This window comes from Citrobacter sp. Cb080, assembly GCF_030334745.1.
GTDB lineage: Bacteria > Pseudomonadota > Gammaproteobacteria > Enterobacterales > Enterobacteriaceae > Citrobacter > Citrobacter braakii.
Window position 1 is genome coordinate 129,939 of sequence record NZ_JAOWDG010000081.1, and the last position, 24,022, is coordinate 153,960.

General features: G+C 50.9%; 26 protein-coding genes. 17 read left to right on the plus strand and 9 right to left on the minus strand.

Annotated features, from left to right (window positions below):
* Window positions 1-55: 55 nt before the first annotated feature.
* Both OGV38_RS20820 and OGV38_RS20825 read right to left on the minus strand, forming a co-directional pair.
* Window positions 56-952: an aldo/keto reductase gene (locus OGV38_RS20820; protein ID WP_019076729.1), complete on the minus strand. Its 897-nt coding sequence runs from the start codon at window positions 950-952 to the stop codon at window positions 56-58.
* 49 nt (window positions 953-1,001) lie between these two features.
* Window positions 1,002-1,241, minus strand: coding sequence for a DUF1289 domain-containing protein (locus tag OGV38_RS20825; RefSeq protein ID WP_016156428.1), 240 nt, complete (start codon window positions 1,239-1,241; stop codon window positions 1,002-1,004).
* Window positions 1,242-1,342: 101 nt separating this feature from the next.
* On the opposite strand from OGV38_RS20825, the gene OGV38_RS20830 reads away from it, so the two are divergent.
* The 4 genes from OGV38_RS20830 (at window position 1,343) to rnt (ending at window position 4,341) form a co-directional block, all read left to right on the plus strand.
* Window positions 1,343-1,942: a TetR/AcrR family transcriptional regulator gene (locus tag OGV38_RS20830; RefSeq protein ID WP_016152991.1), complete on the plus strand. Its 600-nt coding sequence runs from the start codon at window positions 1,343-1,345 to the stop codon at window positions 1,940-1,942.
* Window positions 1,943-1,996: 54 nt separating this feature from the next.
* Window positions 1,997-3,094 (plus strand): alkene reductase, encoded by a 1,098-nt coding sequence (locus OGV38_RS20835; RefSeq protein WP_003029197.1) that lies wholly within the window; start codon window positions 1,997-1,999, stop codon window positions 3,092-3,094.
* A 97-nt stretch (window positions 3,095-3,191) separates the two neighbouring features.
* Entirely contained in the window at window positions 3,192-3,599 is a 408-nt protein-coding gene (gene gloA, locus OGV38_RS20840) for a lactoylglutathione lyase (RefSeq protein WP_003029198.1), read from the plus strand.
* A gap of 94 nt (window positions 3,600-3,693) precedes the next feature.
* Window positions 3,694-4,341 (plus strand): ribonuclease T, encoded by a 648-nt coding sequence (rnt, locus tag OGV38_RS20845; RefSeq protein WP_016152990.1) that lies wholly within the window; start codon window positions 3,694-3,696, stop codon window positions 4,339-4,341.
* A gap of 53 nt (window positions 4,342-4,394) precedes the next feature.
* On the opposite strand, the gene grxD is transcribed toward rnt, so the two are convergent.
* On the minus strand, window positions 4,395-4,742 hold the full coding sequence (grxD, locus tag OGV38_RS20850; protein ID WP_003832760.1) for a monothiol glutaredoxin 4: 348 nt from the start codon (window positions 4,740-4,742) through the stop codon (window positions 4,395-4,397).
* Window positions 4,743-5,075: 333 nt separating this feature from the next.
* Between grxD and OGV38_RS20855 the strand changes: the two genes are divergently transcribed.
* Together OGV38_RS20855 and sodB are read left to right on the plus strand one after the other, a co-directional pair.
* Window positions 5,076-5,906, plus strand: a complete 831-nt coding sequence (locus tag OGV38_RS20855; protein ID WP_019076728.1) for a C40 family peptidase — start codon at window positions 5,076-5,078, stop codon at window positions 5,904-5,906.
* 127 nt (window positions 5,907-6,033) lie between these two features.
* Window positions 6,034-6,615, plus strand: coding sequence for a superoxide dismutase [Fe] (gene sodB, locus OGV38_RS20860; RefSeq protein ID WP_269517290.1), 582 nt, complete (start codon window positions 6,034-6,036; stop codon window positions 6,613-6,615).
* Between the two features lie 40 nt (window positions 6,616-6,655).
* On the opposite strand, the gene OGV38_RS20865 is transcribed toward sodB, so the two are convergent.
* Both OGV38_RS20865 and cydH read right to left on the minus strand, forming a co-directional pair.
* Window positions 6,656-7,825, minus strand: coding sequence for an MFS transporter (locus OGV38_RS20865; RefSeq protein WP_046276347.1), 1,170 nt, complete (start codon window positions 7,823-7,825; stop codon window positions 6,656-6,658).
* Between the two features lie 176 nt (window positions 7,826-8,001).
* A complete protein-coding gene (gene cydH / locus OGV38_RS20870; RefSeq protein ID WP_003029209.1) occupies window positions 8,002-8,091 on the minus strand; it encodes a cytochrome bd-I accessory subunit CydH in 90 nt (29 codons plus the stop codon).
* A 297-nt stretch (window positions 8,092-8,388) separates the two neighbouring features.
* Here cydH and purR point away from each other — a divergent pair, with 297 nt between their 5' ends.
* A complete protein-coding gene (gene purR, locus OGV38_RS20875; RefSeq protein ID WP_003832757.1) occupies window positions 8,389-9,414 on the plus strand; it encodes an HTH-type transcriptional repressor PurR in 1,026 nt (341 codons plus the stop codon).
* Here purR and punR read toward each other — a convergent pair.
* Window positions 9,411-10,343 (minus strand): DNA-binding transcriptional activator PunR, encoded by a 933-nt coding sequence (punR, locus tag OGV38_RS20880; RefSeq protein WP_019076726.1) that lies wholly within the window; start codon window positions 10,341-10,343, stop codon window positions 9,411-9,413. The two genes, purR and punR, sit on opposite strands and share 4 nt — an antisense overlap.
* Before the next feature lie 113 nt (window positions 10,344-10,456).
* Here punR and punC point away from each other — a divergent pair, with 113 nt between their 5' ends.
* Window positions 10,457-11,662 (plus strand): purine nucleoside transporter PunC, encoded by a 1,206-nt coding sequence (gene punC, locus OGV38_RS20885; protein ID WP_109017346.1) that lies wholly within the window; start codon window positions 10,457-10,459, stop codon window positions 11,660-11,662.
* A 290-nt stretch (window positions 11,663-11,952) separates the two neighbouring features.
* Entirely contained in the window at window positions 11,953-13,101 is a 1,149-nt protein-coding gene (cfa, locus tag OGV38_RS20890) for a cyclopropane fatty acyl phospholipid synthase (RefSeq protein WP_103928183.1), read from the plus strand.
* Between the two features lie 41 nt (window positions 13,102-13,142).
* Here cfa and OGV38_RS20895 read toward each other — a convergent pair whose 3' ends face one another.
* A complete protein-coding gene (locus tag OGV38_RS20895; protein WP_016152982.1) occupies window positions 13,143-13,790 on the minus strand; it encodes a riboflavin synthase in 648 nt (215 codons plus the stop codon).
* A gap of 256 nt (window positions 13,791-14,046) precedes the next feature.
* Between OGV38_RS20895 and mdtK the strand changes: the two genes are divergently transcribed.
* Window positions 14,047-15,381: a multidrug efflux MATE transporter MdtK gene (mdtK, locus tag OGV38_RS20900; RefSeq protein WP_153647268.1), complete on the plus strand. Its 1,335-nt coding sequence runs from the start codon at window positions 14,047-14,049 to the stop codon at window positions 15,379-15,381.
* 38 nt (window positions 15,382-15,419) lie between these two features.
* Here mdtK and OGV38_RS20905 read toward each other — a convergent pair whose 3' ends face one another.
* Complete coding sequence (locus OGV38_RS20905; protein WP_269517293.1) at window positions 15,420-16,118, minus strand: RluA family pseudouridine synthase; 699 nt, start codon at window positions 16,116-16,118, stop codon at window positions 15,420-15,422.
* Between the two features lie 133 nt (window positions 16,119-16,251).
* Here OGV38_RS20905 and OGV38_RS20910 point away from each other — a divergent pair, with 133 nt between their 5' ends.
* From OGV38_RS20910 to OGV38_RS20940, 7 genes are all read left to right on the plus strand, one after another.
* Window positions 16,252-17,043 (plus strand): PhzF family phenazine biosynthesis protein, encoded by a 792-nt coding sequence (locus OGV38_RS20910; protein ID WP_286474783.1) that lies wholly within the window; start codon window positions 16,252-16,254, stop codon window positions 17,041-17,043.
* 36 nt (window positions 17,044-17,079) lie between these two features.
* Complete coding sequence (locus OGV38_RS20915; RefSeq protein ID WP_019076722.1) at window positions 17,080-17,388, plus strand: monooxygenase; 309 nt, start codon at window positions 17,080-17,082, stop codon at window positions 17,386-17,388.
* 245 nt (window positions 17,389-17,633) lie between these two features.
* Window positions 17,634-18,029 carry a RidA family protein gene (locus OGV38_RS20920; RefSeq protein WP_016152977.1) on the plus strand — a complete coding sequence of 132 codons (396 nt, stop codon included), beginning with the start codon at window positions 17,634-17,636 and terminating at the stop codon, window positions 18,027-18,029.
* Between the two features lie 27 nt (window positions 18,030-18,056).
* Window positions 18,057-19,025, plus strand: coding sequence for a threo-3-hydroxy-L-aspartate ammonia-lyase (locus OGV38_RS20925; protein ID WP_016156418.1), 969 nt, complete (start codon window positions 18,057-18,059; stop codon window positions 19,023-19,025).
* A 124-nt stretch (window positions 19,026-19,149) separates the two neighbouring features.
* Complete coding sequence (locus tag OGV38_RS20930; protein ID WP_016152975.1) at window positions 19,150-19,791, plus strand: helix-turn-helix transcriptional regulator; 642 nt, start codon at window positions 19,150-19,152, stop codon at window positions 19,789-19,791.
* A 541-nt stretch (window positions 19,792-20,332) separates the two neighbouring features.
* On the plus strand, window positions 20,333-20,827 hold the full coding sequence (locus OGV38_RS20935; RefSeq protein WP_016152974.1) for a putative pterin-binding protein: 495 nt from the start codon (window positions 20,333-20,335) through the stop codon (window positions 20,825-20,827).
* 17 nt (window positions 20,828-20,844) lie between these two features.
* Window positions 20,845-22,773, plus strand: coding sequence for a putative bifunctional diguanylate cyclase/phosphodiesterase (locus OGV38_RS20940; protein WP_153647264.1), 1,929 nt, complete (start codon window positions 20,845-20,847; stop codon window positions 22,771-22,773).
* A gap of 155 nt (window positions 22,774-22,928) precedes the next feature.
* On the opposite strand, the gene OGV38_RS20945 is transcribed toward OGV38_RS20940, so the two are convergent.
* The gene (locus OGV38_RS20945; RefSeq protein WP_286474787.1) at window positions 22,929-23,888 is read right to left on the minus strand and encodes a YbgA family protein; all 960 of its coding nucleotides are present in this window, start codon (window positions 23,886-23,888) and stop codon (window positions 22,929-22,931) included.
* Window positions 23,889-24,022 lie beyond the last annotated feature (134 nt).

Consider the following 24,022-nt stretch of genomic DNA (forward strand, 5'->3'; position numbering starts at 1 on the left):
TTGATAAGTGTAAACCAGTGACACAAATTTGAACGGAGAAGCGTCAAAAACGCGATTACGGTACGTCGTAACCCAGCGCAGCTTTGCGAATACGGAACCACTGCTGGCGAGACATGTTCAATGACTCAGACTCAACGGCGGCGCGTACACGCTCTATCTTCCCTGAGCCAATAATCGGCAGCGGCTGAGACGGCAGACGTAAAATCCAGGCATACACCACCTGCTCAATGGACTGCGCGTTTAACTCTTCTGCGATTGTGGCAAGTTCATTACGTAATGGCTGGAACGCATCGTCATTAAACAGACGACCACCGCCGAGGCAGGACCAGGCCATCGGACGAATGCGCAGTTGTTGCAGTTGATCTAAAGTACCATCCAGCAGGAGCGGCTGATGTACCGGTGAGATCTCAACCTGGTTAGTCGCCAGCGTGAACGGCAGACGCGATTGCAGCAGTGAGAACTGTGCCGGGGTGAAGTTAGATACGCCAAAGTGACGCACTTTTCCGCTATGGTGCAATTTTTTGAACGCGTCGGCTACGTCGTCCGCATCCATGAGCGGATCGGGACGGTGGATGAGCAGCAAATCAATATGATCGGTCGCCAGTAACTTCAACGATGCTTCCGCACTGGCAATGATATGCGCGCTGTCGGTAATGTAATGACCCAGCGCATTTTCCGTGCGTGCCGTCGTGGCGATCCCGCACTTGGTAACAATCTGCATTTTTTCACGCAGATGCGGAGCCAGCCTCAGTGCCTCACCAAACGCCGCTTCACACTGGTATCCGCCGTAAATATCGGCGTGATCGACGGTGGTAACACCCAGATCCAGATGTTCTTCAATAAAGCTGACTAGCTGGCGCGCGGACATATTCCAGTCCATCAGGCGCCAATACCCCATTACAAAGCGAGAAAATTCCGGACCTTGCGGCGCAATAGTAATACGCTGAACCATAGCAGCTTCCTTATAAGTGAATGTGCATCGAGTATACGCAATTACGCTTTTAAAAGAGTGAAGGTTGTTGCGGTTCTTCCGAAGGGTTGGCTTTGTTTGCTCGTAATTTACGCATCAGGCGCTGACGACAAAGCCGTAGCACTTCCTGCTTTTCGGCATCGCTCATCTTTTGCCAGTTAAAACGCTCATCCCGACTGCGAAAACAGCCGCGGCAAAAACCGCGCTCGTCAGACTGACATATTCCACGGCATGGGCTCTGGACGGGGAAAAACTCCAGCTGTTCGGCCACATCCCCTCCTTTCGTAAGATTGATATACATATTGAAGACGTTAACTGAATTTCTCGCAAGCGCTATTGCATTAGACCGACTGGTCTATTACACTCCTTTCCATGAACAAAATCACTGAACACGATACACGCGAACATCTGCTGGCGACTGGCGAACTGCTGTGCATGCAGCGCGGTTTCACCGGTATGGGCTTAAGCGAACTACTGAAAACCGCTGAAGTCCCCAAAGGTTCGTTTTATCACTATTTTCGCTCTAAAGAAGCGTTCGGTGTTGCGATGCTGGAACGCCACTATGCGGCCTATCATCAGCGACTGGCTACGCACTTTGATACGGGGGCAGGAAACTATCGCGACCGCATTCTGGCCTACTATCAGGAAACACTGAACCAGTTTAGCCAGCACGGCATTATCAGCGGTTGTTTAACCGTAAAACTGTCCGCCGAAGTGTGCGATCTGTCAGAAGATATGCGCACGGCGATGGATAAAGGCGCGCGGCACATTATTGCGCTGTTAGCGCAGGCGCTGGAGAAAGGTCAGGCAAACCATTGTCTGTCCTTTGTTGGCGAGCCGTTACAACAGGCGCAGGTATTGTATGCTCTGTGGCTGGGCGCCAACCTGCAGGCCAAGATTTCTCGTAGCGCCACCCCGCTGGAAAATGCGCTGGCGCACGTTAAAACCATCATTACTACGCCTGCCGTTTAACAGGCGTTTTTATTTCTTTTATTACTAGACGACCGGTCTATTCAGGAGTGTCATATGTCATCTGAAAAACTTTTTTCCCCACTGAAAGTGGGTGCTATTACGGCAGCAAACCGCGTATTCATGGCGCCACTGACGCGTCTGCGCAGCATTGAGCCTGGCGACATCCCTACTCCGCTGATGGCGGAGTATTACCGTCAACGCGCCAGCGCGGGTCTTATCATCAGTGAAGCTACACAGATTTCCGCACAGGCGAAAGGCTATGCGGGGGCACCCGGCTTACACAGCGAAGCGCAAATTGCCGCATGGAAAAAAATCACCGCTGCCGTACATGCGGAGCAAGGTCATATTGCGGTCCAGTTGTGGCATACCGGGCGCATCTCTCACGCCAGTCTGCAGCCCAACGGTCAGGCACCGGTCGCACCTTCCGCAATTAGCGCCGGTACCCGGACCTCGCTGCGTGATGAAAATGGTCTGGCAACGCGTGCGGATACCTCAATGCCGCGTGCGCTGGAAACGGAAGAAATTCCCGGCATCGTTAATGACTTCCGTCAGGCGATTGCCAACGCGCGCGAAGCGGGTTTCGACATGGTTGAACTGCACTCCGCTCACGGCTATCTGCTGCACCAGTTCCTGTCGCCAACGTCTAACCAGCGTACCGATCAATACGGCGGCAGCGTCGAAAATCGTGCACGTCTGGTGCTGGAAGTTGTCGATGCCGGTATTAAAGAATGGGGTGCCGACCGCATTGGTATTCGCGTCTCTCCGATTGGCTCATTCCAGAATGTTGACAACGGCCCGAACGAAGAAGCCGATGCGCTGTATCTGATTGAACAACTGGGCAAGCGCGGAATCGCTTACCTGCATATGTCTGAGCCGGACTGGGCTGGCGGCGAGCCGTATTCCGATGCGTTTCGCGAAAAAGTTCGTGCACGTTTCCACGGTCCGATCATTGGTGCGGGTGCCTACACACCTGAAAAAGCAGAAGCACTGATCGAGAAGGGCCTGATCGACGCCGTTGCTTTTGGTCGCGCCTATATCGCAAACCCGGATCTGGTTGCGCGTCTGCAGCGTAAAGCGGAGCTGAATCCGCAACGTGCCGAAAGCTTCTACGGCGGCGGCGCGGAAGGTTACACCGATTATCCTACCCTCTAACGTCACAAACTCCGTTCTGCCATTGATAGCGGCGTCACAACGCCGCTATACTAAAACAACATTTTGAATGTATTAGCCATTTTCGAAGGGGAAAAAGATGCGTTTACTTCATACCATGCTGCGCGTGGGTGACCTGCAGCGTTCCATCGAGTTTTATACCAACGTGCTGGGCATGAAGCTGCTGCGAACCAGCGAAAACCCTGAATACAAATACTCCCTGGCCTTTGTCGGCTACGGTCCTGAAACCAGCGAAGCCGTGATCGAACTGACCTATAACTGGGGTGTCGACAAGTATGAGCTGGGCACTGCCTACGGCCATATCGCCCTGAGCGTAGACAACGCGGCCGAAGCCTGTGAACGTATTCGTCAGAATGGCGGTAACGTCACGCGTGAAGCCGGTCCGGTAAAAGGCGGCACCACCGTAATTGCGTTCGTTGAAGATCCAGACGGTTACAAAATTGAACTGATCGAAGAGAAAGACGCCGGGCGCGGCCTGGGCGACTAACCTCCCCACGGGCGCAGATCGTCTGTGCCCGTAGTTTTATACTCATCATTTTGCCATAATACGCGCTGCAATTTTCCCGTATTAAGAGACCCAGATGTCCGATAACGCTCAACTTTCCGGTCTGTGTGACCGTTTTCGTGGTTTTTATCCTGTCGTCATTGATGTCGAAACCGCAGGGTTCAATGCCAAAACCGATGCGCTGCTTGAGATCGCAGCCATCACACTGAAAATGGATGAACAAGGCTGGCTGATGCCGGACACGACGTTACATTTCCACGTAGAGCCATTTGAAGGCGCGAATTTGCAGCCGGAAGCCCTCGCCTTTAACGGAATTGACCCTAACAATCCGCTACGCGGAGCGGTCAGCGAATATGACGCTCTGCATGCCATCTTTAAAATGGTGCGTAAAGGCATTAAAGACAGCGGCTGCAATCGGGCGATCATGGTGGCGCATAACGCTACATTCGACCACAGTTTTATGATGGCCGCAGCAGAACGCGCCTCGCTCAAACGTAATCCATTTCATCCGTTCGTCACCTTTGATACTGCGGCCTTAAGCGGCCTGTCTCTGGGGCAAACTGTGTTATCGAAAGCGTGCCTGGCGGCAGGAATGGAATTTGACGGGACTCAGGCGCACTCGGCGCTGTATGACACCGAACGGACGGCCGTGCTGTTTTGCGAAATTGTTAACCGCTGGAAACGTCTCGGCGGCTGGCCTCTTCCCGTGCCTGAAGAGGCATAACGGACCGATAAAAAAAGCGACCATCACGAGGTCGCTTTTTATTTACGCTGATATTATTCAGCGTCCGGCTCTTCGGTTTTGTATTTCGCCGCTGTTTCTTTAATCAGCTGCTGCAACTCACCGCGCTGGTACATTTCGATCAAAATGTCACAGCCGCCAACCAGCTCGCCATCAACCCACAGCTGCGGGAAGGTTGGCCAGTTTGCGTATTTCGGCAGCTCGGCGCGAATATCCGGGTTCTGCAGAATATCAACATAAGCAAAGCGTTCACCACAGGCGGACAGCGCCTGCACAGCCTGAGCGGAGAAACCGCAGCTTGGCAGTTTAGGGGAACCTTTCATGTACAGGAGAATCGGGTTTTCAGCGATCTGGCGCTGGATTTTTTCGATAGTGGTGCTCATTATCTTGCTTCCTTAAACTTCTTTTACGGCAGTAGTCTGACATTGTAGCGGGTCAGACAGGCAACGGAAAATAACATTTTCATTACGCGTTATTATTTTATCCCCTGACGCCAAAAGTTGCATTCACAATCTCATTTATCCCCTTAAAGCCTGTGGATTTGATTATTCGTTCACCAACGCCAACTTTAATTGCTGATTTTTTTTGCGGTCGGTTACGAAACGTAGTTTTAAACAAAAAAGCTATTAACTTTCCCTCTTTCTATAGATTAGAATCATCAAGTTTTGAAAATCACACGCAGGCATGATAGACCTGCCTTACCAGAGGATTGCTCAGTGGCGCGGATAAACCGAATCTCGATCACGCTCTGTGCTTTACTTTTTACTACACTGCCCTTTACGCCCATGGCTCATGCTTCCAAGCAGGCCAGGACGACACCTACCCATTCCCACACCATCAAAACGGTAGATAAAAAGAAAAGCGCAACAACCAGCCAAAAAACAACAAAAACCAGCAAGAAAACGGCGACAAAAACCACCAGCAAAACCAGCACCAAAACCGCTTCCTCTTCTAAACATCGCACTGCCGCTCCGGCAAAGTCGACTAAAACGGCAAACCGTCGTGGTAAAAACACCGCAGCACAAACCGCTGCCGTTACCTGGACTGAAAAATGCACGCCGCGCAAAGGTCATAAGCCGCGCTGTGTAAAAGTGAAAACCACCGCACCAACGACGCTGGCTGACGCGCATAAAGTGAAAGTGCAGAAAGCCACTAAAACCGCCATGTCCACACTGATGAACCAAATCGGCAAGCCTTATCGCTGGGGCGGCACCTCACCAAGAACCGGGTTTGACTGCAGCGGTCTGGTCTATTACGCCTATAAAGATCTGGTGAAATTCCGCATTCCACGCACTGCGAACGAAATGTATCATCTGCGCGATGCCGCGCCGATTGAACGTGGCGAACTGAAAAATGGCGACCTGGTATTTTTCCGTACCCAGGGACGTGGAACTGCCGATCACGTTGGCGTTTATGTTGGCAACGGTAAGTTTATTCAGTCACCGCGCAGCGGTCAGGAAATTCAAATCACCTCTCTGAGTGAAGATTACTGGCAGCGCCACTATGTGGGCGCTCGTCGGGTAATGACGCCAAAAACAATTCGTTAAAAACTTACCCTACAGGACATGCTGTAGGGTAAGTTCTTCTTTTGCATAACCTTTCAATTTGCTACCCTATCCTTACTCACAATGAGGCTATTGTGTGTACTCAATATAAATAATAAGGAGAGAAGCAATGTCGTTTGAATTACCTGCATTACCGTATGCCAAAGATGCTCTGGCACCGCACATTTCTGCCGAAACGCTGGAATATCACTATGGCAAACACCATCAAACTTACGTGACTAATCTGAACAACCTGATTAAAGGCACGGCGTTTGAAGGCAAATCACTGGAAGAGATCGTACGTAGCTCTGAAGGCGGTGTATTCAATAACGCAGCACAGGTATGGAACCACACGTTCTACTGGAACTGCCTGGCACCGAACGCAGGTGGCGAACCTACCGGTAAACTGGCCGAAACAATTGCCGCCTCCTTTGGCAGCTTTGCGGATTTCAAAGCGCAGTTCACCGATGCCGCTATTAAAAACTTCGGTTCTGGCTGGACCTGGCTGGTAAAAGGAACGGATGGCAAACTGGCTATCGTTTCCACCTCCAATGCAGGTACACCGCTGACCACCGACGCGACGCCGCTGATGACCGTTGACGTATGGGAACACGCCTACTACATCGATTATCGCAATGCCCGTCCTGGCTACCTGGAAAACTTCTGGGCGCTGGTGAACTGGGAATTTGTTGCGAAGAACTTCGCAGCATAAAAAAGATGACGCAGAAGGAGAACCCTTCTGCGTTTTAGCATTAATTCGCGGTAGTGAACGCCTCTTCAGGCTGTTTGCGCGCCGAGATAAAGACCAGCAGCAGCGCAAGCCCCGCCACAATTGCCCCCATCACCGGAACAAAGCTGTAGCCCAACCCACCGGAAATCACCGCCCCACCGGCTGCGGCACCCAGAGCATTCCCCAGATTAAACGCGCCAATGTTGACTGACGATGATAATCCAGGCGCTTCGCTGGCAACGCGCATCACGCGCATCTGCAACGGCGGAACGACCGCAAACGTCGCTGCCCCCCAGACCACCATACTAACTGCCGCACCCAGCTCATTACGCGCCAGGAAAGGAATGGCCAGCATAATAACCATCAGCAGCAGTAAAAAGCCTTTCAGCGTACCGTTGACGGAACGGTCAGCCAGTTTGCCACCAAGATAGTTACCGATAGAGAAGCCAACGCCAATCAGCACCAGCATACCGGTCACAAACGCCGGTGTGGCATGGGTGATCGTATGTAACACTGGTGAGATATAGGTATAAAGCGTGAACATCGCCCCGGCTCCCAGAACGGTCGTCAGCAACGCCGACAGCACCTGCGGACGCATAAGTACCGCCAGTTCGCTACGGACATCCGGGCGCTCTCCCGCCCCACCTTTGGGTAATGAGAAGAACAGGCTGACCATGGCGATGACGCCCAGACCCGCCGTTGCCATAAACGACATACGCCAGCCGATGGTTTCACCAAGCCAGGTCGCCGCAGGAACGCCGCCAATATTGGCAATGGTCAACCCCATAAACATGGTTGCCACGGCGCTGGCCTGCTTATGTTTGGGTACTACGCTTGCAGCGACAACGGAGCCAAGACCAAAAAATGCCCCATGGTTCAGACTGGTCAAAATACGCGATAACATCAGGGTGGTGTAATCCGGCGAGATAGCCGAAAGCACGTTGCCCAGCGTGAAAATCGCCATCAGGAATATCAACGCATTACGTCGCGCACGATGGGACAGCAGTAATGTCATCAGCGGAGCACCCACCATCACCCCAACCGCATACGCGCTGATTAACATTCCGGCCGCGGGAATCGAGACATCCACACCTTTGGCAATGACGGGCAATAATCCCATTGGCGAAAATTCAGTGGTGCCAATGCCAAATGCGCCGATCGCCAGCGCCAGTAAAGGATAATTGAGTTTCATATTTCGACTCCGTAACGTCGAGCCGGAGCGCGACATAAAATAAGAGTCAAAAGCATGACATTGATCGCAAAATTAATAAAGTTAACAAAATTGCAAAAGACTTTTGCTTATTCGCAAACAATCGACGGGAAAGGCAAGCGGAAAGGATGAGGGAGAGCGAACTCCCTCGGGGGAAATCAATGCAGCGCTGCGGTCAGGCCACCCGCGACGATCAAACCCAGAACAATAATGGTAGTCACTAACGAAAATTTCAGATCGGTGCTCATCAAGTTTTCTCCTTTTTATTCCCACACAAAAAGTGATATTGCGCATTTTTACACACTTGAAAGCAAAAATCTCTCACGATTTATATTGATAACTGCTTTTAACTCTTCCCCTTTTCGTTAAGATCAGACAAAATTCCACGCTTACTTGATTAGCGTACCGGCCATTGACCCCTTCCTGACGTTCCGTGTCGTTTTCCCGGCGTGCCGCAACCCTTACGTTGCGCTAAGGGTGTGTTAAGGCAAACGTTTACCTGGAGTATTCTCAGGAGCTTAGGATATGGTCTGGAGTGAGATGTAATGGCAACAATTAAAGATGTAGCGAAGCGAGCAAACGTTTCCACTACAACCGTATCACACGTAATTAACAAGACGCGCTTTGTCGCGGAAGAAACGCGTAATGCTGTCTGGGCGGCGATCAAAGAGCTGCACTATTCTCCGAGCGCCGTGGCGCGCAGCCTGAAGGTGAATCACACCAAGTCTATTGGCTTGCTGGCCACCAGCAGCGAAGCGGCCTATTTCGCTGAAATTATCGAAGCCGTTGAGAAAAACTGTTTCCAGAAAGGCTATACCCTGATTCTGGGTAACGCATGGAACAGCCTCGAAAAACAGCAGGCTTATCTGTCAATGATGGCGCAAAAGCGCGTTGATGGTCTGCTGGTGATGTGTTCAGAGTATCCGGAGTCGCTGCTTTCGATGCTCGAAGAGTACCGCCATATTCCGATGGTCGTCATGGACTGGGGCGAAGCTAAAGCCGACTTTACCGATACGGTCATTGATAACGCCTTCGAAGGCGGTTACATGGCGGGTCGGTATCTGGTAGAACGCGGTCATCGTGAGATTGGCGTGATCCCAGGCCCAATGGAGCGTAATACCGGAGCCGGGCGTCTGGCAGGCTTTATGAAAGCGATGGAAGAAGCGCTGATTAAAGTTCCTGAAAACTGGATTGTGCAGGGCGATTTTGAGCCTGAATCGGGCTATCGCGCCATGCAGCAAATTCTGTCACAGTCGCATCGTCCGACCGCCGTCTTCTGCGGTGGCGATATCATGGCGATGGGTGCGCTGTGCGCCGCTGACGAGATGGGACTGCGCGTACCGCAGGATGTTTCGCTCATCGGTTACGACAACGTGCGCAATGCCCGCTTCTTCACGCCGGCTCTGACGACCATTCACCAGCCTAAAGATTCACTGGGGGAAACGGCCTTCAACATGCTGTTAGACCGTATCGTGAATAAACGTGAAGAGTCGCAGTCTATCGAGGTTCATCCGCGCCTGGTAGAACGCCGCTCCGTTGCCGACGGCCCGTTCCGCGATTACCGTCGTTAAGACTGTTGTGCGGGAGCCTCATCGGGCTCCCGCAACCATTCCTTATTCAGCGTTTCACTATCCCCTAAATAGTCCAGCAGCCAGCTCAATGCCGGCGACGTATCGTTCTGTTGCCATGTCAGGCAGCATGCGGCATCAGGAAATGGATTCTCCAGCTGTAGCGCGACCCATTTGCCGCTATCGATCCACGGTTTGGCAAAATGCGTCGGTACCATACCCACGCACAAACCTGCCGATAAACAGGTCGCAGAAGATTCCCAGTCAGGCACCACGACGCGCTTTTGGTTATCCAGCAGCCAGGTAATACGCTTAGGAAGCGTCCGCGACGTGTCTTCACGCACCAGCGACGGCCAGTTGCGCAACGTGTCGTCGCTTAGCGGTCCGGGCATTGACGCCAACGGATGATGGCTTGCCACCACGCAGCTCCAGCTCAGCATTCCCATGTCGCGGAAGGTATAGCGCCCCCCCACCGGAATCGCCTGCGTGGCGCCGATTGCCAGCTCAACGCGCCCATCGGACAGCGCATCCCAGACACCGTTAAACACCTCCTGGAAAACCAGCAGTTCCACATCATCAAAATGACGATAGAAATCCACGATCATCTGTCGGGTACGATCCGGGCGGACAATGTTATCTACCGCGATCGCCAACTGCCCGCGCCAGCCATTGGCAATTTGCTGACATTGCTGGCGGGTGATCTGCATTTTTTTGATAACAGAGCGGCCTTCCTTGAGAAACCATGCACCGGCAGGCGTCAATTCCACGTCCCGATGGCGTCGCTCAAAAAGCGGCACCGCCAGCCACTCTTCCAGTTGACGCACGGTGTAGCTTACCGCCGAGGGTACGCGGTGCAACTCCTGCGCGGCCGAACTAAAGCTACCGTTACGCGCAACCGCATCCACAACTTCAAGTGAATATTCCGACCACATGTTCTGCCTACAAAAAATTTGAAATCAGTAAGCAAATATTAGCGTTTCACAGCAAGAATTACACTCACTACACTCAGCGGCATTGTACTACTGCTAAAAAAAGAGAAATGATGATGCAACCTGGGAAAGGATTTTTAGTCTGGCTGGCGGGTCTTAGCGTACTCGGCTTTCTGGCAACGGATATGTATCTGCCCGCCTTTGCCGCAATTCAGTCCGATCTGCAGACGCCTGCATCTGCCGTCAGCGCCAGCCTTAGCTTATTCTTAGCGGGTTTTGCCGTCGCGCAACTTCTGTGGGGGCCGCTCTCTGACCATTATGGTCGCAAGCCTGTTTTGCTACTGGGTTTATCCATCTTCGCGCTGGGCAGTTTGGGCATGCTGTGGGTTGAAAATGCCACCGGTCTGCTGGTACTGCGCTTTGTTCAGGCCGTTGGCGTTTGTGCGGCATCGGTTATCTGGCAGGCGCTGGTCACCGATTATTATCCTTCACAAAAAGTAAACCGCATCTTTGCCACCATTATGCCATTGGTCGGGTTATCCCCGGCATTAGCGCCGTTATTAGGCAGTTGGATCCTCGTACATTTTTCCTGGCAGGCCATTTTCGCCACCCTGTTTGCCATTACCCTGATCCTGATGCTTCCGGCTCTGCGCTTAAAACCAACAGCTAAAGCACGCGACGACAGCCAGGATAAACTGACTTTCGCTACCCTGTTGCGCTCAAAAGTTTACCGCGGAAACGTGCTGATTTATGCCGCCTGCTCCGCGAGCTTCTTCGCGTGGCTGACAGGTTCCCCGTTCATCCTCAGCGAAATGGGCTACAGTCCGGCGGTGATTGGCCTGAGCTATGTTCCACAAACCATCGCTTTCTTAATTGGTGGTTACGGCTGCCGCGCTGCGCTGCAAAAATGGCAGGGCCGTCAGTTGCTGCCCTGGTTACTCATTCTGTATGCCTTTAGCGTAGTGGCCACCTGGGCAACCGGCTTTGTTCACCATGTTGCGCTGGCTGAAATCCTCATCCCATTCTGCGTTATGGCGATTGCCAATGGAGCAATCTACCCAATTGTTGTGGCTCAGGCGTTACGTCCTTTCCCACAAGCTACGGGACGCGCAGCGGCATTGCAGAACACACTGCAACTGGGTTTATGCTTCCTGGCAAGCCTTGTGGTTTCCTGGTTGATCGCCACCCCGCTGCTCACCACCACCAGCGTGATGCTGACAACGGTGCTGCTGGCGGCCGCGGGTTACAAAATGCAGTCGCAGAAGGCTAACGCCCCGCACACAGATGATCGGGCGCAAATTGCCCACGGTGAGTCTCACTAGTAATCACCTTTGATAATTGATTAGCCTGCTAATATTTATTGGTTGAATCGTCAAAAATTCAGGCCTATACTGATTTCCGGTTGTTAAAAAAACGATAATTGTTATGTGTTAACGGGGACAAGAACGTTCCCGTTTTCCCATGGATGGTCTTTTCGGCAAGGGTTCCTCCCTTCCTCTGTTCTACGTCGGATTATAGATTCGCGGATTAATTCCGTGAGAGTTCTCACAAAGCCCAAAAAAGCGTCTACGCTATTTTAAGGTTCTGATCACCGACCAGTGATGGAGAAGCTATGAGTTCATCGTGTATAGAAGACGTCAGCGTACCGGATGATGACTGGTACCGCATCACCAATGAATTATTAAGCCGTGCAGGTATTACCATTAATGGTCCGGCACCGGCAGATATTCGCGTAACGAACCCCGATTTTTTCAAACGCGTACTGCAGGAAGGATCGTTAGGGTTGGGCGAAAGTTATATGGATGGCTGGTGGGAATGCGACCGGCTGGACATGTTTTTTTGTAAAGTCCTGCGCGCCGGTCTTGAAAACCAACTCCCCCGCCACTTTAAAGACACGCTACGTATCGCCACGGCTCGCCTGTTCAATTTACAGACCAAAAAACGTGCGTGGGTCGTCGGCAAAGAACACTACGATTTGGGCAACGATCTCTTTACCCGCATGCTGGACCCTTATATGCAGTATTCCTGCGCCTACTGGAAAGATGCCGATACCCTGGAATCTGCCCAACAGGCGAAGCTAAAAATGATTGCCGAAAAACTGCAGTTGAAGCCAGGCATGCGGGTGCTCGATATTGGCTGCGGCTGGGGCGGCTTATCCCAGTTTATGGCGTCACAATATGGCGTTAGCGTGGTGGGCGTGACCGTTTCGGCAGAACAGCAGAAAATGGCGCAGGCGCGTTGTGCGGGGCTGGATGTCACAATTTTGCTGCAGGATTATCGCGACCTGAACGACAAATTTGATCGCATTGTCTCCGTCGGCATGTTTGAGCATGTGGGGCCGAAGAACTACGCGACTTATTTTGAAGTGGTTGATCGTAATTTAAAACCCGATGGTCTCTTTTTGCTGCATAGCATCGGTTCCAAAAAGACCGACAATAACGTTGATCCGTGGATCAATAAATATATCTTCCCGAACGGCTGTTTACCGTCAGTTCGCCAGATTGCCAACGCCAGCGAGCCGCATTTTGTGATGGAAGACTGGCATAATTTTGGCGCGGATTACGATACAACGTTGATGGCCTGGCACGAGCGTTTCATAAGATCCTGGCCTGAAATCGCCGATAACTATACCGAACGCTTTAAACGGATGTTCAGCTATTACCTGAACGCCTGCGCCGGTGCGTTTCGTGCTCGCGACATCCAGCTGTGGCAGGTGGTATTTTCCCGCGGCGTTGAACACGGCCTACGCGTTCCCCGCTAATCGTTATCACCCCCGTGCCAACGGGGGTTTTACCTTCAGGCTTAGGCTCCCGCCTCACCCGTTACGTTACTGATGGCGCTTTCACGCGCCGCCAGTACGCGCTCAACGGTATCAACCACCGCCTGGGTTTGAGGATCGATTTCGATATTGACCCGCGCGCCTAACTTTTTCTTACCCAGCGTCGTACGTTCCAGCGTTTCCGGGATCAAATGCACACAGAAACGCGTCGGTGTCACCTCACCGACCGTCAGACTGATGCCATCAATTCCGATAAATCCTTTGTACAAGATGTATTTCATCAGCGACGGATCCTGAACTTTAAACCACACCTGGCGGTTGTTCTCCGAGGTCAGAATTTTCGACACTTCGGCGGTCGTCATAATATGGCCCGACATTAAATGTCCGCCAATTTCATCACTGAATTTTGCCGCACGCTCAACGTTGACCAAATCCCCAACCTTCAGGTCACCCAGATTGGTGATACGCAGCGTTTCTTTCATCAGATCAAAGCTTATCTGGTTACCGTTGATTTCGGTTACCGTCAGGCAGCACCCATTGTGGGCAACCGATGCGCCGGTCTCCAGCGCATCCAACATATATTCAGGTAACTCCACAACATGCGTACGAAAATTTGGTTTTTCATCAATGGACACCAATTTCGCGGTGCCCTGCACAATACCCGTAAACATACTTCTAACTCCTGAACTGAATTAAGACATCTCTGCACAGCACAATAGCAGGTGGAAATTCAGGTTGCCAGCAATGCGCCGCTACTGCCTGTTTTTTCACTGGAGAATTACGTATTCCTCGCTACAATAGACTGAAATTTCCCCTGCTTTTTCTCCTTGCTGCCATATAAGGCGGCTTTTTTAGTCTCTCAAATAACAACAATATAGTGGTGTACACGTACAAAAGTATGTAAGTGAAGCGCGTCAGTTATTAGCTCTGGCAATTCCGGTGATTCTTGCGCAAATCGCTCAAACCGCAATGGGATTCGTTGATACCGTCATGGCGGGCGGATACAGCGCCACGGACATGGCGGCCGTCGCCATTGGCACATCTATTTGGTTGCCGGCCATTTTGTTTGGTCACGGACTGCTGCTGGCCTTGACGCCAGTGATTGCGCAACTCAATGGTTCCGGGCGCCGCGATCGTATAGCCCATCAAATACGCCAGGGTTTCTGGCTGGCGGGCAGCGTCTCCATTCTGATTATGATCGTGCTCTGGAACGCGGGATACATTATTCGCTCCATGCATAACATCGACCCGGCGCTGGCAGATAAAGCCGTCGGCTACCTGCGCGCGTTGCTGTGGGGCGCGCCGGGGTATTTGTTCTTCCAGGTAGCCCGTAACCAGTGTGAAGGTCTGGCCAAAACCAAACCGGCGATGGTGATGGGATTTCTCGGCCTGCTGGTGAACATTCCTGTTAACTATGTTTTCATTTATGGGCATTTTGGCATGCCGGAGCTTGGCGGCGTGGGCTGCGGCGTGGCAACAGCGGCGGTTTACTGGGTGATGTTTATCGCCATGCTGTCATACGTTAAACGCGCACGCTCGATGCGTGATATCCGTAATGAGCGTGGTTTCCAGAAACCGGACACCGCCGTAATGAAGCGCCTGGTACAGCTGGGTTTACCTATCGCGCTGGCGTTATTTTTCGAAGTGACGCTGTTTGCTGTGGTGGCGCTACTGGTTTCCCCGCTGGGGATTGTCGACGTGGCCGGACACCAGATCGCGCTCAACTTCAGCTCGTTAATGTTCGTCCTGCCGATGTCTCTGGCTGCAGCCGTCACCATTCGAGTCGGTTATCGTCTGGGCCAGGGTTCCACGCTGGATGCGCAAACCGCAGCCAGAACAGGTCTGGGCGTCGGCGTCTGCATGGCGGTTGTGACGGCGATTTTCACCGTAACATTCCGTGAGCACATTGCCCTGCTCTACAACAATAACCCGGAAGTTGTCGCTCTGGCAGCGCAGCTCATGTTACTGGCCGCGGTGTATCAAATATCGGACTCTATCCAGGTTATTGGCAGCGGTATCCTACGTGGTTATAAAGATACGCGTTCCATTTTCTTTATTACCTTTACGGCATACTGGGTACTGGGTCTGCCGAGCGGCTATATTCTGGCGCTGACCGATCTGGTGGTTGACCGGATGGGACCGGCAGGATTCTGGATGGGCTTTATTATCGGCCTGACCTCTGCGGCCGTGTTGATGATGCTGCGGATGCGTTTTCTGCAGCGCCAGCCGTCAGCGGTTATTTTACAACGCGCTGCACGATAATCCCCAAATAGCCGCCATCTGGCGGCTTTTTTATATCCTCAAAACGGGCTGGCGTTTTGGGCCGTCATCCATTCCTGACTGACCGGATGCCTGAAATGCAGTTCACTGGCATGCAGCATCAGTCTCGACGTCCGTTCGGTGCCTGGCAGCAGACGCCCACCATATAAATCGCACCCCAAAATGGGATGCCCCAACTGCTGACAGTGGATCCGCAACTGGTGGGTACGCCCGGTTTCAGGTGTCAGCCGTACCCGCGTCAAAGCGAGTAACTCCCCATCTTGCTGGCGATGATGAAAACGCTCAATAACCTGATAGCGCGAGCGCGCGGGTTTACCGTTAATGGCGCAAATCGACATCCGTGGAAACAGCGCCGGGTCCTTGGCAATCGCTGCGTCTATAACGCCTTCATCGTTTTTCAGATGCCCGCACAACAACGCACTATACACCTTGCTTACCGCGCGCTGACTGAACTGCTGGCAAAGCGCGGCGTTGATAGCCTTGTTACGGGCAATCACCATCAGCCCTGACGTCCCAAAATCAAGCCGATGTACCAGCGTACAGCCGGGGTAAATCTGTACCAGCCGGTGATGTACCGAATCGAAATTCTGCGGGTTTTTCCCCGACAAGCTAAGCAGTCCGGTGGGTTTATTGATAAGCACCAGATGCTCGTCCTGATAGAGGATCGCTATCTCCTCATGACAAGGCGGGGCAATAAAGGTATCGAGGATCGTAGACATGAGCGGCCAGGATGAAGTGTGGAAACGGATGATAGCGAATTTTTACCACGCAGGCGAATCAGGGCGCTTAACCAATGACAATCATTGCATGATAGAGTGTGGGATATCCTGAGTGCGATGAGAGGGTTACACCGTGCAACAAATCGATTTCTACATGGTAGATGCCTTTACCACTACGACGTTTGGCGGTAATGCCGCAGCAGTATGCCCGCTCGATGACTGGTTGCCCGATGAAATATTATTAAAAATGTCGCAGCAGCATAACCAGTCGGAAACCGCTTTTTTTGTCGCCAATGAGAATGGCTTCGAGCTGCGTTGGTTTACCACGCAAGGCGAAATTAATCTGTGTGGGCATGCCACGCTTGCCGCCGCACATGTCATCTTTGAACATCTGGATTTCCCGGAAGCGACCATCCATTTTTCCACCCGTTTTGTGGGTCCACTGACGGTCACGCGCAGCGGTGATTGGCTGACGCTTGATTTTCCTGCCTGGCAAAGCGAACCTGCCGAACCGCCCGCCTTACTGCTGGAAACATTGGGTATCACCGAATATAAAGAAGTGCGCGTCGCGCGCGATTACATGGTCGTGATGGAGAATCAACAGCAGGTTGAGGCTGTGCGCACGAATATCCACGCCATGATTCCCCTCGGGAAAATGGTATGTATCACCGCGCCGGGTGACGGGGAATACGATTTCGTCAGCCGTTTCTTCTGCCCGGGTGAAGCGGTCGCGGAAGACCCGGTTACCGGTTCGACGCATAGCATGCTGATTCCTTACTGGGCTGCAAAACTGAATAAAACGCAGATGCTGGCGCGCCAGGTCTCTGAACGCGGCGGCGATTTACGCTGCCAGCTGACAGGAACGCGTGTTTATATTGGTGGACAAGCAGTAACTTATCTGACGGGTAAAGTGCTGTTACGCTAGCAGCCTTACCCGAATTAACCAATCCATGGAGGATTTATGGCAAACAAACTCGTGCAGATACACTTTGATTTTCCTGGTCCGTTTGGCGCTGAGATGTCACATCAGCTTGTTGAACTGGCAGAATCCATCAACCAGGAACCGGGTTTCATCTGGAAAATCTGGACCGAGAACGCAGCAAACCACGAAGCGGGTGGCATCTACCTGTTTCAGGATGAAGACAGCGCTCTGGCCTATATCAAAAAACACACGGCCCGCCTGAAGCACCTGGGTGTAGATGACGTGACGTGCAAAATCTTCGATATCAATGAACCGTTAAGTAAGATTAACCACGGCCATATCGGCTAATTTTTGGCTTTAACGCCCCGCCCCGGGGCGCTTCTTCACTCCCCTGCTTTACCCTCATCAAAAGCGTTCCCCCTCTTTCACTGCACCTGGATAGCTATATAACGTGGGTCACGTTTGCCATAGTTCACAAAATCATCACCTGTGAAAACTATCACTAGCCGAACGCGGTATGAAAGCGTATAAAATAATACAAACAGTATTATTTTATACAAAATGGATTATCAATAACTACAGGAGATTCACTTATGTCCGTGGACATTACATTGAACTCATCTGCAGGAGGTTTTCCGCCTGCAGGTCATTACTCACACAGTACAACGGCTGGCGGATTCGTCTTCATTTCTGGTCAGTTGCCGGTCACAAGTGATGGCGAAAAAAAAACGGATGCCTCTTTTGAAGAGCAGACGCGGCTGGTACTGCAGAATATTGATGCCTGCCTGGCTGGCGCTGGGATTTCTCGACAGCACCTGGTGTCAGTACGCGTCTATGTGACAGATATCAACCAATGGCCAACGTTTAACAAAATCTATGGGGAGTGGATCGGTGATTTCCGGCCCTCCCGCGCGGTAGCGGGCGTTGCAGAACTTCATTATGGTTTCGCGCTGGAAGTTGAAGCTATAGCCCTGGCCCCACAAGCATGACGTTTAACGACATACAGGTGAACAACAATGACTGAAATGACACTGCCTGATTATAACGATGTTGCCGCCGCGGCAGAGCGCATCGCCGACTATGCCAACAAAACGCCGGTGATGACCTCCCGAACGGTTAATGACGAATTTGGTGCTGAAGTTTTCTTCAAGTGCGAAAACTTCCAGAGAATGGGCGCGTTTAAATTTCGCGGAGCCATGAATGCGTTACGCCAGTTCACGCCAGAACAACGCGCTGCGGGCGTCGTCACCTTTTCGTCCGGCAACCATGCGCAGGCCATTGCCCTGTCGGCAAAATTGTTGGGGATCCCGGCGACGATTATCATGCCGCATGATGCCCCGGCGGCTAAAGTTGCAGCCACAAAAGGCTATGGTGGAAATGTGGTGATTTACGATCGCTATACTGAAGATCGTGAAAAAATCGGGCGGGAGCTGGCAGAGAAACAAGGATTGACGCTGATCCCGCCATACGACCATCCGCACGTGATTGCGGGCCAGGGTACCGCCACAAAAGAGCTGATTGAAGAAGTGGGTCAGCTAGACGTTCTTTTCGTGTGTCTGGGCGGTGGCGGCCTGCTTTCGGGCTCCTCACTGGCAGCCAGACATCTGTCACCTGACTGCATCATCTATGGTGTCGAGCCGGAGGCAGGAAACGATGGTCAACAATCGTTTCGCAGCGGAAAGATTGTTCATATCGATACGCCGAAAACCATTGCTGACGGTGCTCAGACCCAACATCTCGGGAATATTACGTTTCCGATTATCCAGCGAAATGTGCACGATATTCTGACTGTCTCAGACGATGAATTAGTCGCCTCGATGAAATTTATCGCTGAGCGAATGAAAATTGTCGTGGAGCCGACTGGCTGTCTGGGTTTTGCCGCCGCCAGAGCGCGCAAAGCTGAACTTCGCGGCAAAAAAATCGGCATTATCATCAGCGGTGGGAACGTGGATATCAGCCGCTACAGTGAATTCCTTGCCGGGTAATCAAGAAGGTATCTGCCATGCGGATACCTTATTACCGTCTGAACACTCGCGTCTGGAAAAGCGAACCCTGCTCACTGTAAACTGCCCGCAATCATGGCAACAGGCATCACCGCAGGAGACTGGCATGCCAAAAACCGATAACAACTCACTTCTCAGCCAAATTGACACTATCGCCAGGGGCTTGAGCGAGACCTTTTCTCCGTTTTGCGAAGTGGTGGTTCACGATCTCAAAAATCCTGAACATGCCATTTTATCCATCCATAATAACCTGTCCGGGCGAGAACCCGGTCAACCGGCAACAGAACTGGGTCTGGCGCGAATCGCATCGCCTGAATTTCCCAGCATTATTGCCAACTACAGCAACCAGTTTGCCGATGGCCGCCCGGTGAAAAGTACCTCCATCGGCATCAAGGATGATGAAGGCAAATACGTAGCAGCACTCTGTCTGAACGTGGATATGACGCTGTTTCGTGGCATGCAGAGTGCTCTTGCGCGTTTTACTGAAACCGCTGACTCTCCCATTAAGGAACATATCGATCCCGGCAGTAACGAAGTCATCCGCCAGCGTATCGATGACTTTGCCGCTAAATGCGCAACGACGGCCCGCGCCCTGAAACCTGAAGACCGTAAACGACTGATTCAACAATTACGCAAAGACGGTTTGCTGAACGTACGAAAATCTATGGACACTGTGGCGCAGCATCTGGGCGTCTCCAGAGCGACCGCGTATCTGTATGCCCGCCAGTCGGCTCAGGCTGGCGAATAAACCAGGTTATGCGGCGCTCAGCAAGGTTTATCCGCCTGGCTCATGCAGCAAGCCAGCGCGGCATATTCCCCCAATCTCGGTGTATCCAGCCATTGATAAGTTCATTAAGTTGCTGACGATCCCGTAGGTGATTTTGCATATTTTGAATTCCTGATAATTGACTATTTTTGAACGTCTGCTACGCCTGTGTAATCTAATCCCGGGAATAGGCAAAAGTTCGATTTATTCAACAAGGTTACCCGCCGATAAAACAACGATTCCCTGTCGCTGCACAAAAAATAAACCTTTATGATCGTGTGATTTTTTAACAACCACAGAGTGTGGTGTTTTTTGTACAGACACAACAAAAATCACCGTCCGTTAATAACAGACTTCGCCTGATTTAATAAATATTCATAACCATTAAGCATGGCAACACATTGATTTAAATGAATTAAAATACAAACAACTTCACATCATCAATAATAGACAGGCGGAATATATAAATAGCGTGATATCTAAATTATAATTCTTTTACATCCGGCTGATTGGTGAGGTTAGAATGCGGTTAATAGTCATGTTGGTAAGCGTTGTGCTCTCCACCCAGCTTTGGGCGGGTGAACTTTCCAGGCCCACCGGTAAAGTTCTTTTAACGTTATCCGGTAATATTGAAAATACAAATGAAGACGGGAAAGCGGTTTTTGATACCGCCAGCCTTGAGAAGCTGGGCATGGTAAGTTTTCAGACCACCTCCCCCTGGTATAATGGACGTACGACCTTTACGGGTATTCCACTACAAAAACTCATGGATTATGTTGGAGCGAGCGGCTCCGTTGTAAAGGTTACTGCGCTTAATGACTACACCACCGTTATCCCTCTCAGTGATTTCAAAAAATACAATGCCATCCTTGCTTTAAAAATCAACGGAAAATATATGCGCATCCGTGATAAGGGCCCATTATTCATTGTGTACCCCTATGACAGCATGCCGGAACTAAATAATCAGATTTATTATTCAAGGTCTGCATGGCAGGTCAGTAGTATGGATATTGAGTAAGCGTTCAGAGGAACATCATGAACAGAATACTGGCTGGCATCATCTTTTTTCTTTTTATATCGACCGGATATATCTCTTTCCTCGTGCATGAAAGGCAACAAGAGCTACAGAAACTGACTCACTACACCGATTCCTGGTCTGCCGCTCAGTTGGTATCACAATATTACCGATTTGAATCGTTGCTTGGTCTTTACACTATCGATGATACGATGAATCTTGATGATGTACGCATGCGTCTCGACATTATGCTCAGCCAGAGTGATTTGATAAAAGAAGGTGATTTGGGGCGCTACATAGAAAGCAACATTGCCCACCGTGAGCTAGCGGTAACACTTGAAAATACCCTTAGTTATCTGGATGATAATCTCGAGAAAATGAACCGTCCAGCACTCCAGGCGTATCTGAAAAAAATGCATACCCTGGATGCACAACTTGGGCGTCTTTCATCCGGCGCATTAAACAAAGATGTAAACTCGATTAATAACGCCAACCAAAAAATTCAAACGCTGTACTATATTTACTCAACGACATCTGTACTGCTAATAATACTGAGTGCGATTCTGGGCGTGCTCATTTTTTATCAAAACAGAAATATTCTGCGGGCGCACCTTCAGGTCAAGAGTCTTGCCGAAGAACTGCAGAAATCGAAGGAAAAGCTACAAATTCAGAATGCCAAACTGGAATATGACGTCTACCATGACTCGCTCACCGAGATGAATAACCGCCAGCTATTCTGGAGCGATTTAAATAAAACAATCGAAATGGCAGAGAAAAATAACGATGCTGTGACGGTGATGTTGTTTGATTTAGATCGATTCAAAGAGGTCAATGATACGTATGGTCATGATGCCGGTGATATGTTACTGCGCCAGATATCCGATCGTCTGATTTCGACAAGCCTTACGTCGGATACGCTGTATCGCTTAGGCGGGGATGAGTTTGCGTTTCTCTCAAGTGGCCTGACAGAAAGTCGGGCCGTTTCGCGAGCCCAGAAAATATGTGAGTTTATCAGCCAGCCCTACACTATTTACAACACAATTATCAACATAACCACCTGTGTTGGCATTGTTATCTCAGAAAATGAGCGCCGCTCCGACTATCTTTATAAATTTGCCGATCTGGCCCTTTATGAAGCCAAAAATGAAGGCTCTGGCAAAATAAAAGTCTTCCGGCAACGAATGTTAGAAAAATTGCAGGAAAGCAGAACGCTTGAGCATGATATGGCATTAGCAATAGTGAACAAAGAGTTCGTGGTGTATTACCAGCCTATTGTCGATTCTTTCAGTCAGAAAATATACAGCTATGAGGCGCTAATTCGTTGGGTCCATCCTCTCAAGGGCCTCCTGTCGCCGGATAGCTTTATTCCTGTTGCTGAAAAAACAGGGATGATTAATGAGATGGGGAAAGCGGTACTGGAAATTGCCTGCAGGGAAGCCGCGGGTTGGGCGGTTCCGGCTAAAATTTCAGTCAATGTCTCCCCTGTCCAGCTAAGCAGCAAGGCCTTTGCAGGAATCGTGTTAACCATTCTGAAAGAAACTGGACTTCCACCTGACCGCCTCGAACTGGAAGTGACTGAATCCTCTCTCTTTACCGAGAGTGCTACGCCGATAAATACGCTTAATAAGCTCCGGGCCATGGGGGTAAAAATCTCCATCGATGATTTTGGTACCGGATACTCTTCTCTTTCGCGCCTCAGCAGACTTGCCTTCGATAAAATCAAAATAGACAAGTCCTTTGTGCATTCGATATCTACGCAGGAAGACGCCCTGACTATCATCAAACTGATCACGGGCATGGCGAAATCTCTCAATATGAAGGCTGTTGCAGAAGGTGTTGAAACGCAGGAGCAACTGACAAGACTTCAGGCTCTGGGCTGCGATTTCGCGCAAGGATATCTGTTTGGCAAACCTCAGCCTTGTATCGATGAAGAAATCAGAAACGGTTAAATCGCGGCCGTCACATTTGCCCGTGGGTGCAGGGCCGCATTTTTATCATCGATTACACACCGTGAAAGTTATCCCTGCTTAAACGCATCAGAAAACAGCAGGGATAACCTTCGCGAACAACGGATATTTTTGCCCCTGATTTACTCGCTATCAGGCTAATTAATCATTAACCGTAGGGCTAAATCCTTCGGATAAGGATCAAAATAGTTCTGGGTAAGTAAATAGCTGTCTGGGTATTCAGCAAGGTAGTGCTTGAGCAGAGTCAGTGGCGCCAATATTGGCAGCAGTCCGCCGCTATAGTTGAGGATAACGTCACGCAACTCTCCGCGCTGGCGGATGTTCAACCGATCGCGGAAGTAGCCCTGAATATGCATCAGTACGTTGGTATGATTTTTCCGTGAGGCGGGCTTTTTGAGGATCGCCATTAGCTTTTCGCGATATACCACGAAAAAAGCGTCCAAATCATCCCACTGATGGAGCGAGGCGACAAAAGGGCCAATATCCCGGTAACCCGCCTGGTGATGAGCCAAAAGCTGGAGCTTATAGCGACTGTGGAAGTTGAGTAAACCGTGGCGAGTAAGACCAGAGGCTCGCAGCATATTAAGCTCATGTAACGCAAACACTCGCTCAACAAAATTCTCCCTCAGCACCGGATCGTGCAAGCGGCCATCTTCTTCGACCGGCAACCATGGGTATGTTTCCATTAAGGTGCCGGTAAACAGACCGGTTCCCTCTTTTCGCCCGCGATTTCCCTTTTCGTCATACAGCCTCACTCTCTCCATTCCGCAGCTCGGTGATTTAGCACAGACGATAAAACCCGACAGACCGCCAAGCCCATTGATATATGAAGCGGTGAAATCGGACATTTTATCGGTTACATCCTCACCAGGCGCATGGCTAAAACACATGCGGATATTCCCCTGGGCGGTTTGAACCAAACGCAACGCGGGGCGTGGTACAGGCAAACCGATGGACATCTCCGGACAGACAGGTTTAAAAGTCACCCACTGAGCCAGCTCGTCCATCACAAATCCCATCCGTTTATGCCCGCCGTCAAATCGCACGGCTGAGCCGGTTAAACATCCACTAATCCCGATGACAGGTTGAGTGTTCATAACGCCCCCTCTTTTTTTGACGCCCTTTTTCGGGAAGAAAAGTATGACTGTTTCACTAATAAATCATAGCGTACGTTATTTATCTGTCGCAGGCTCCCTACGAAAAACAGGTTAACCAATTTAAGTAAATATGC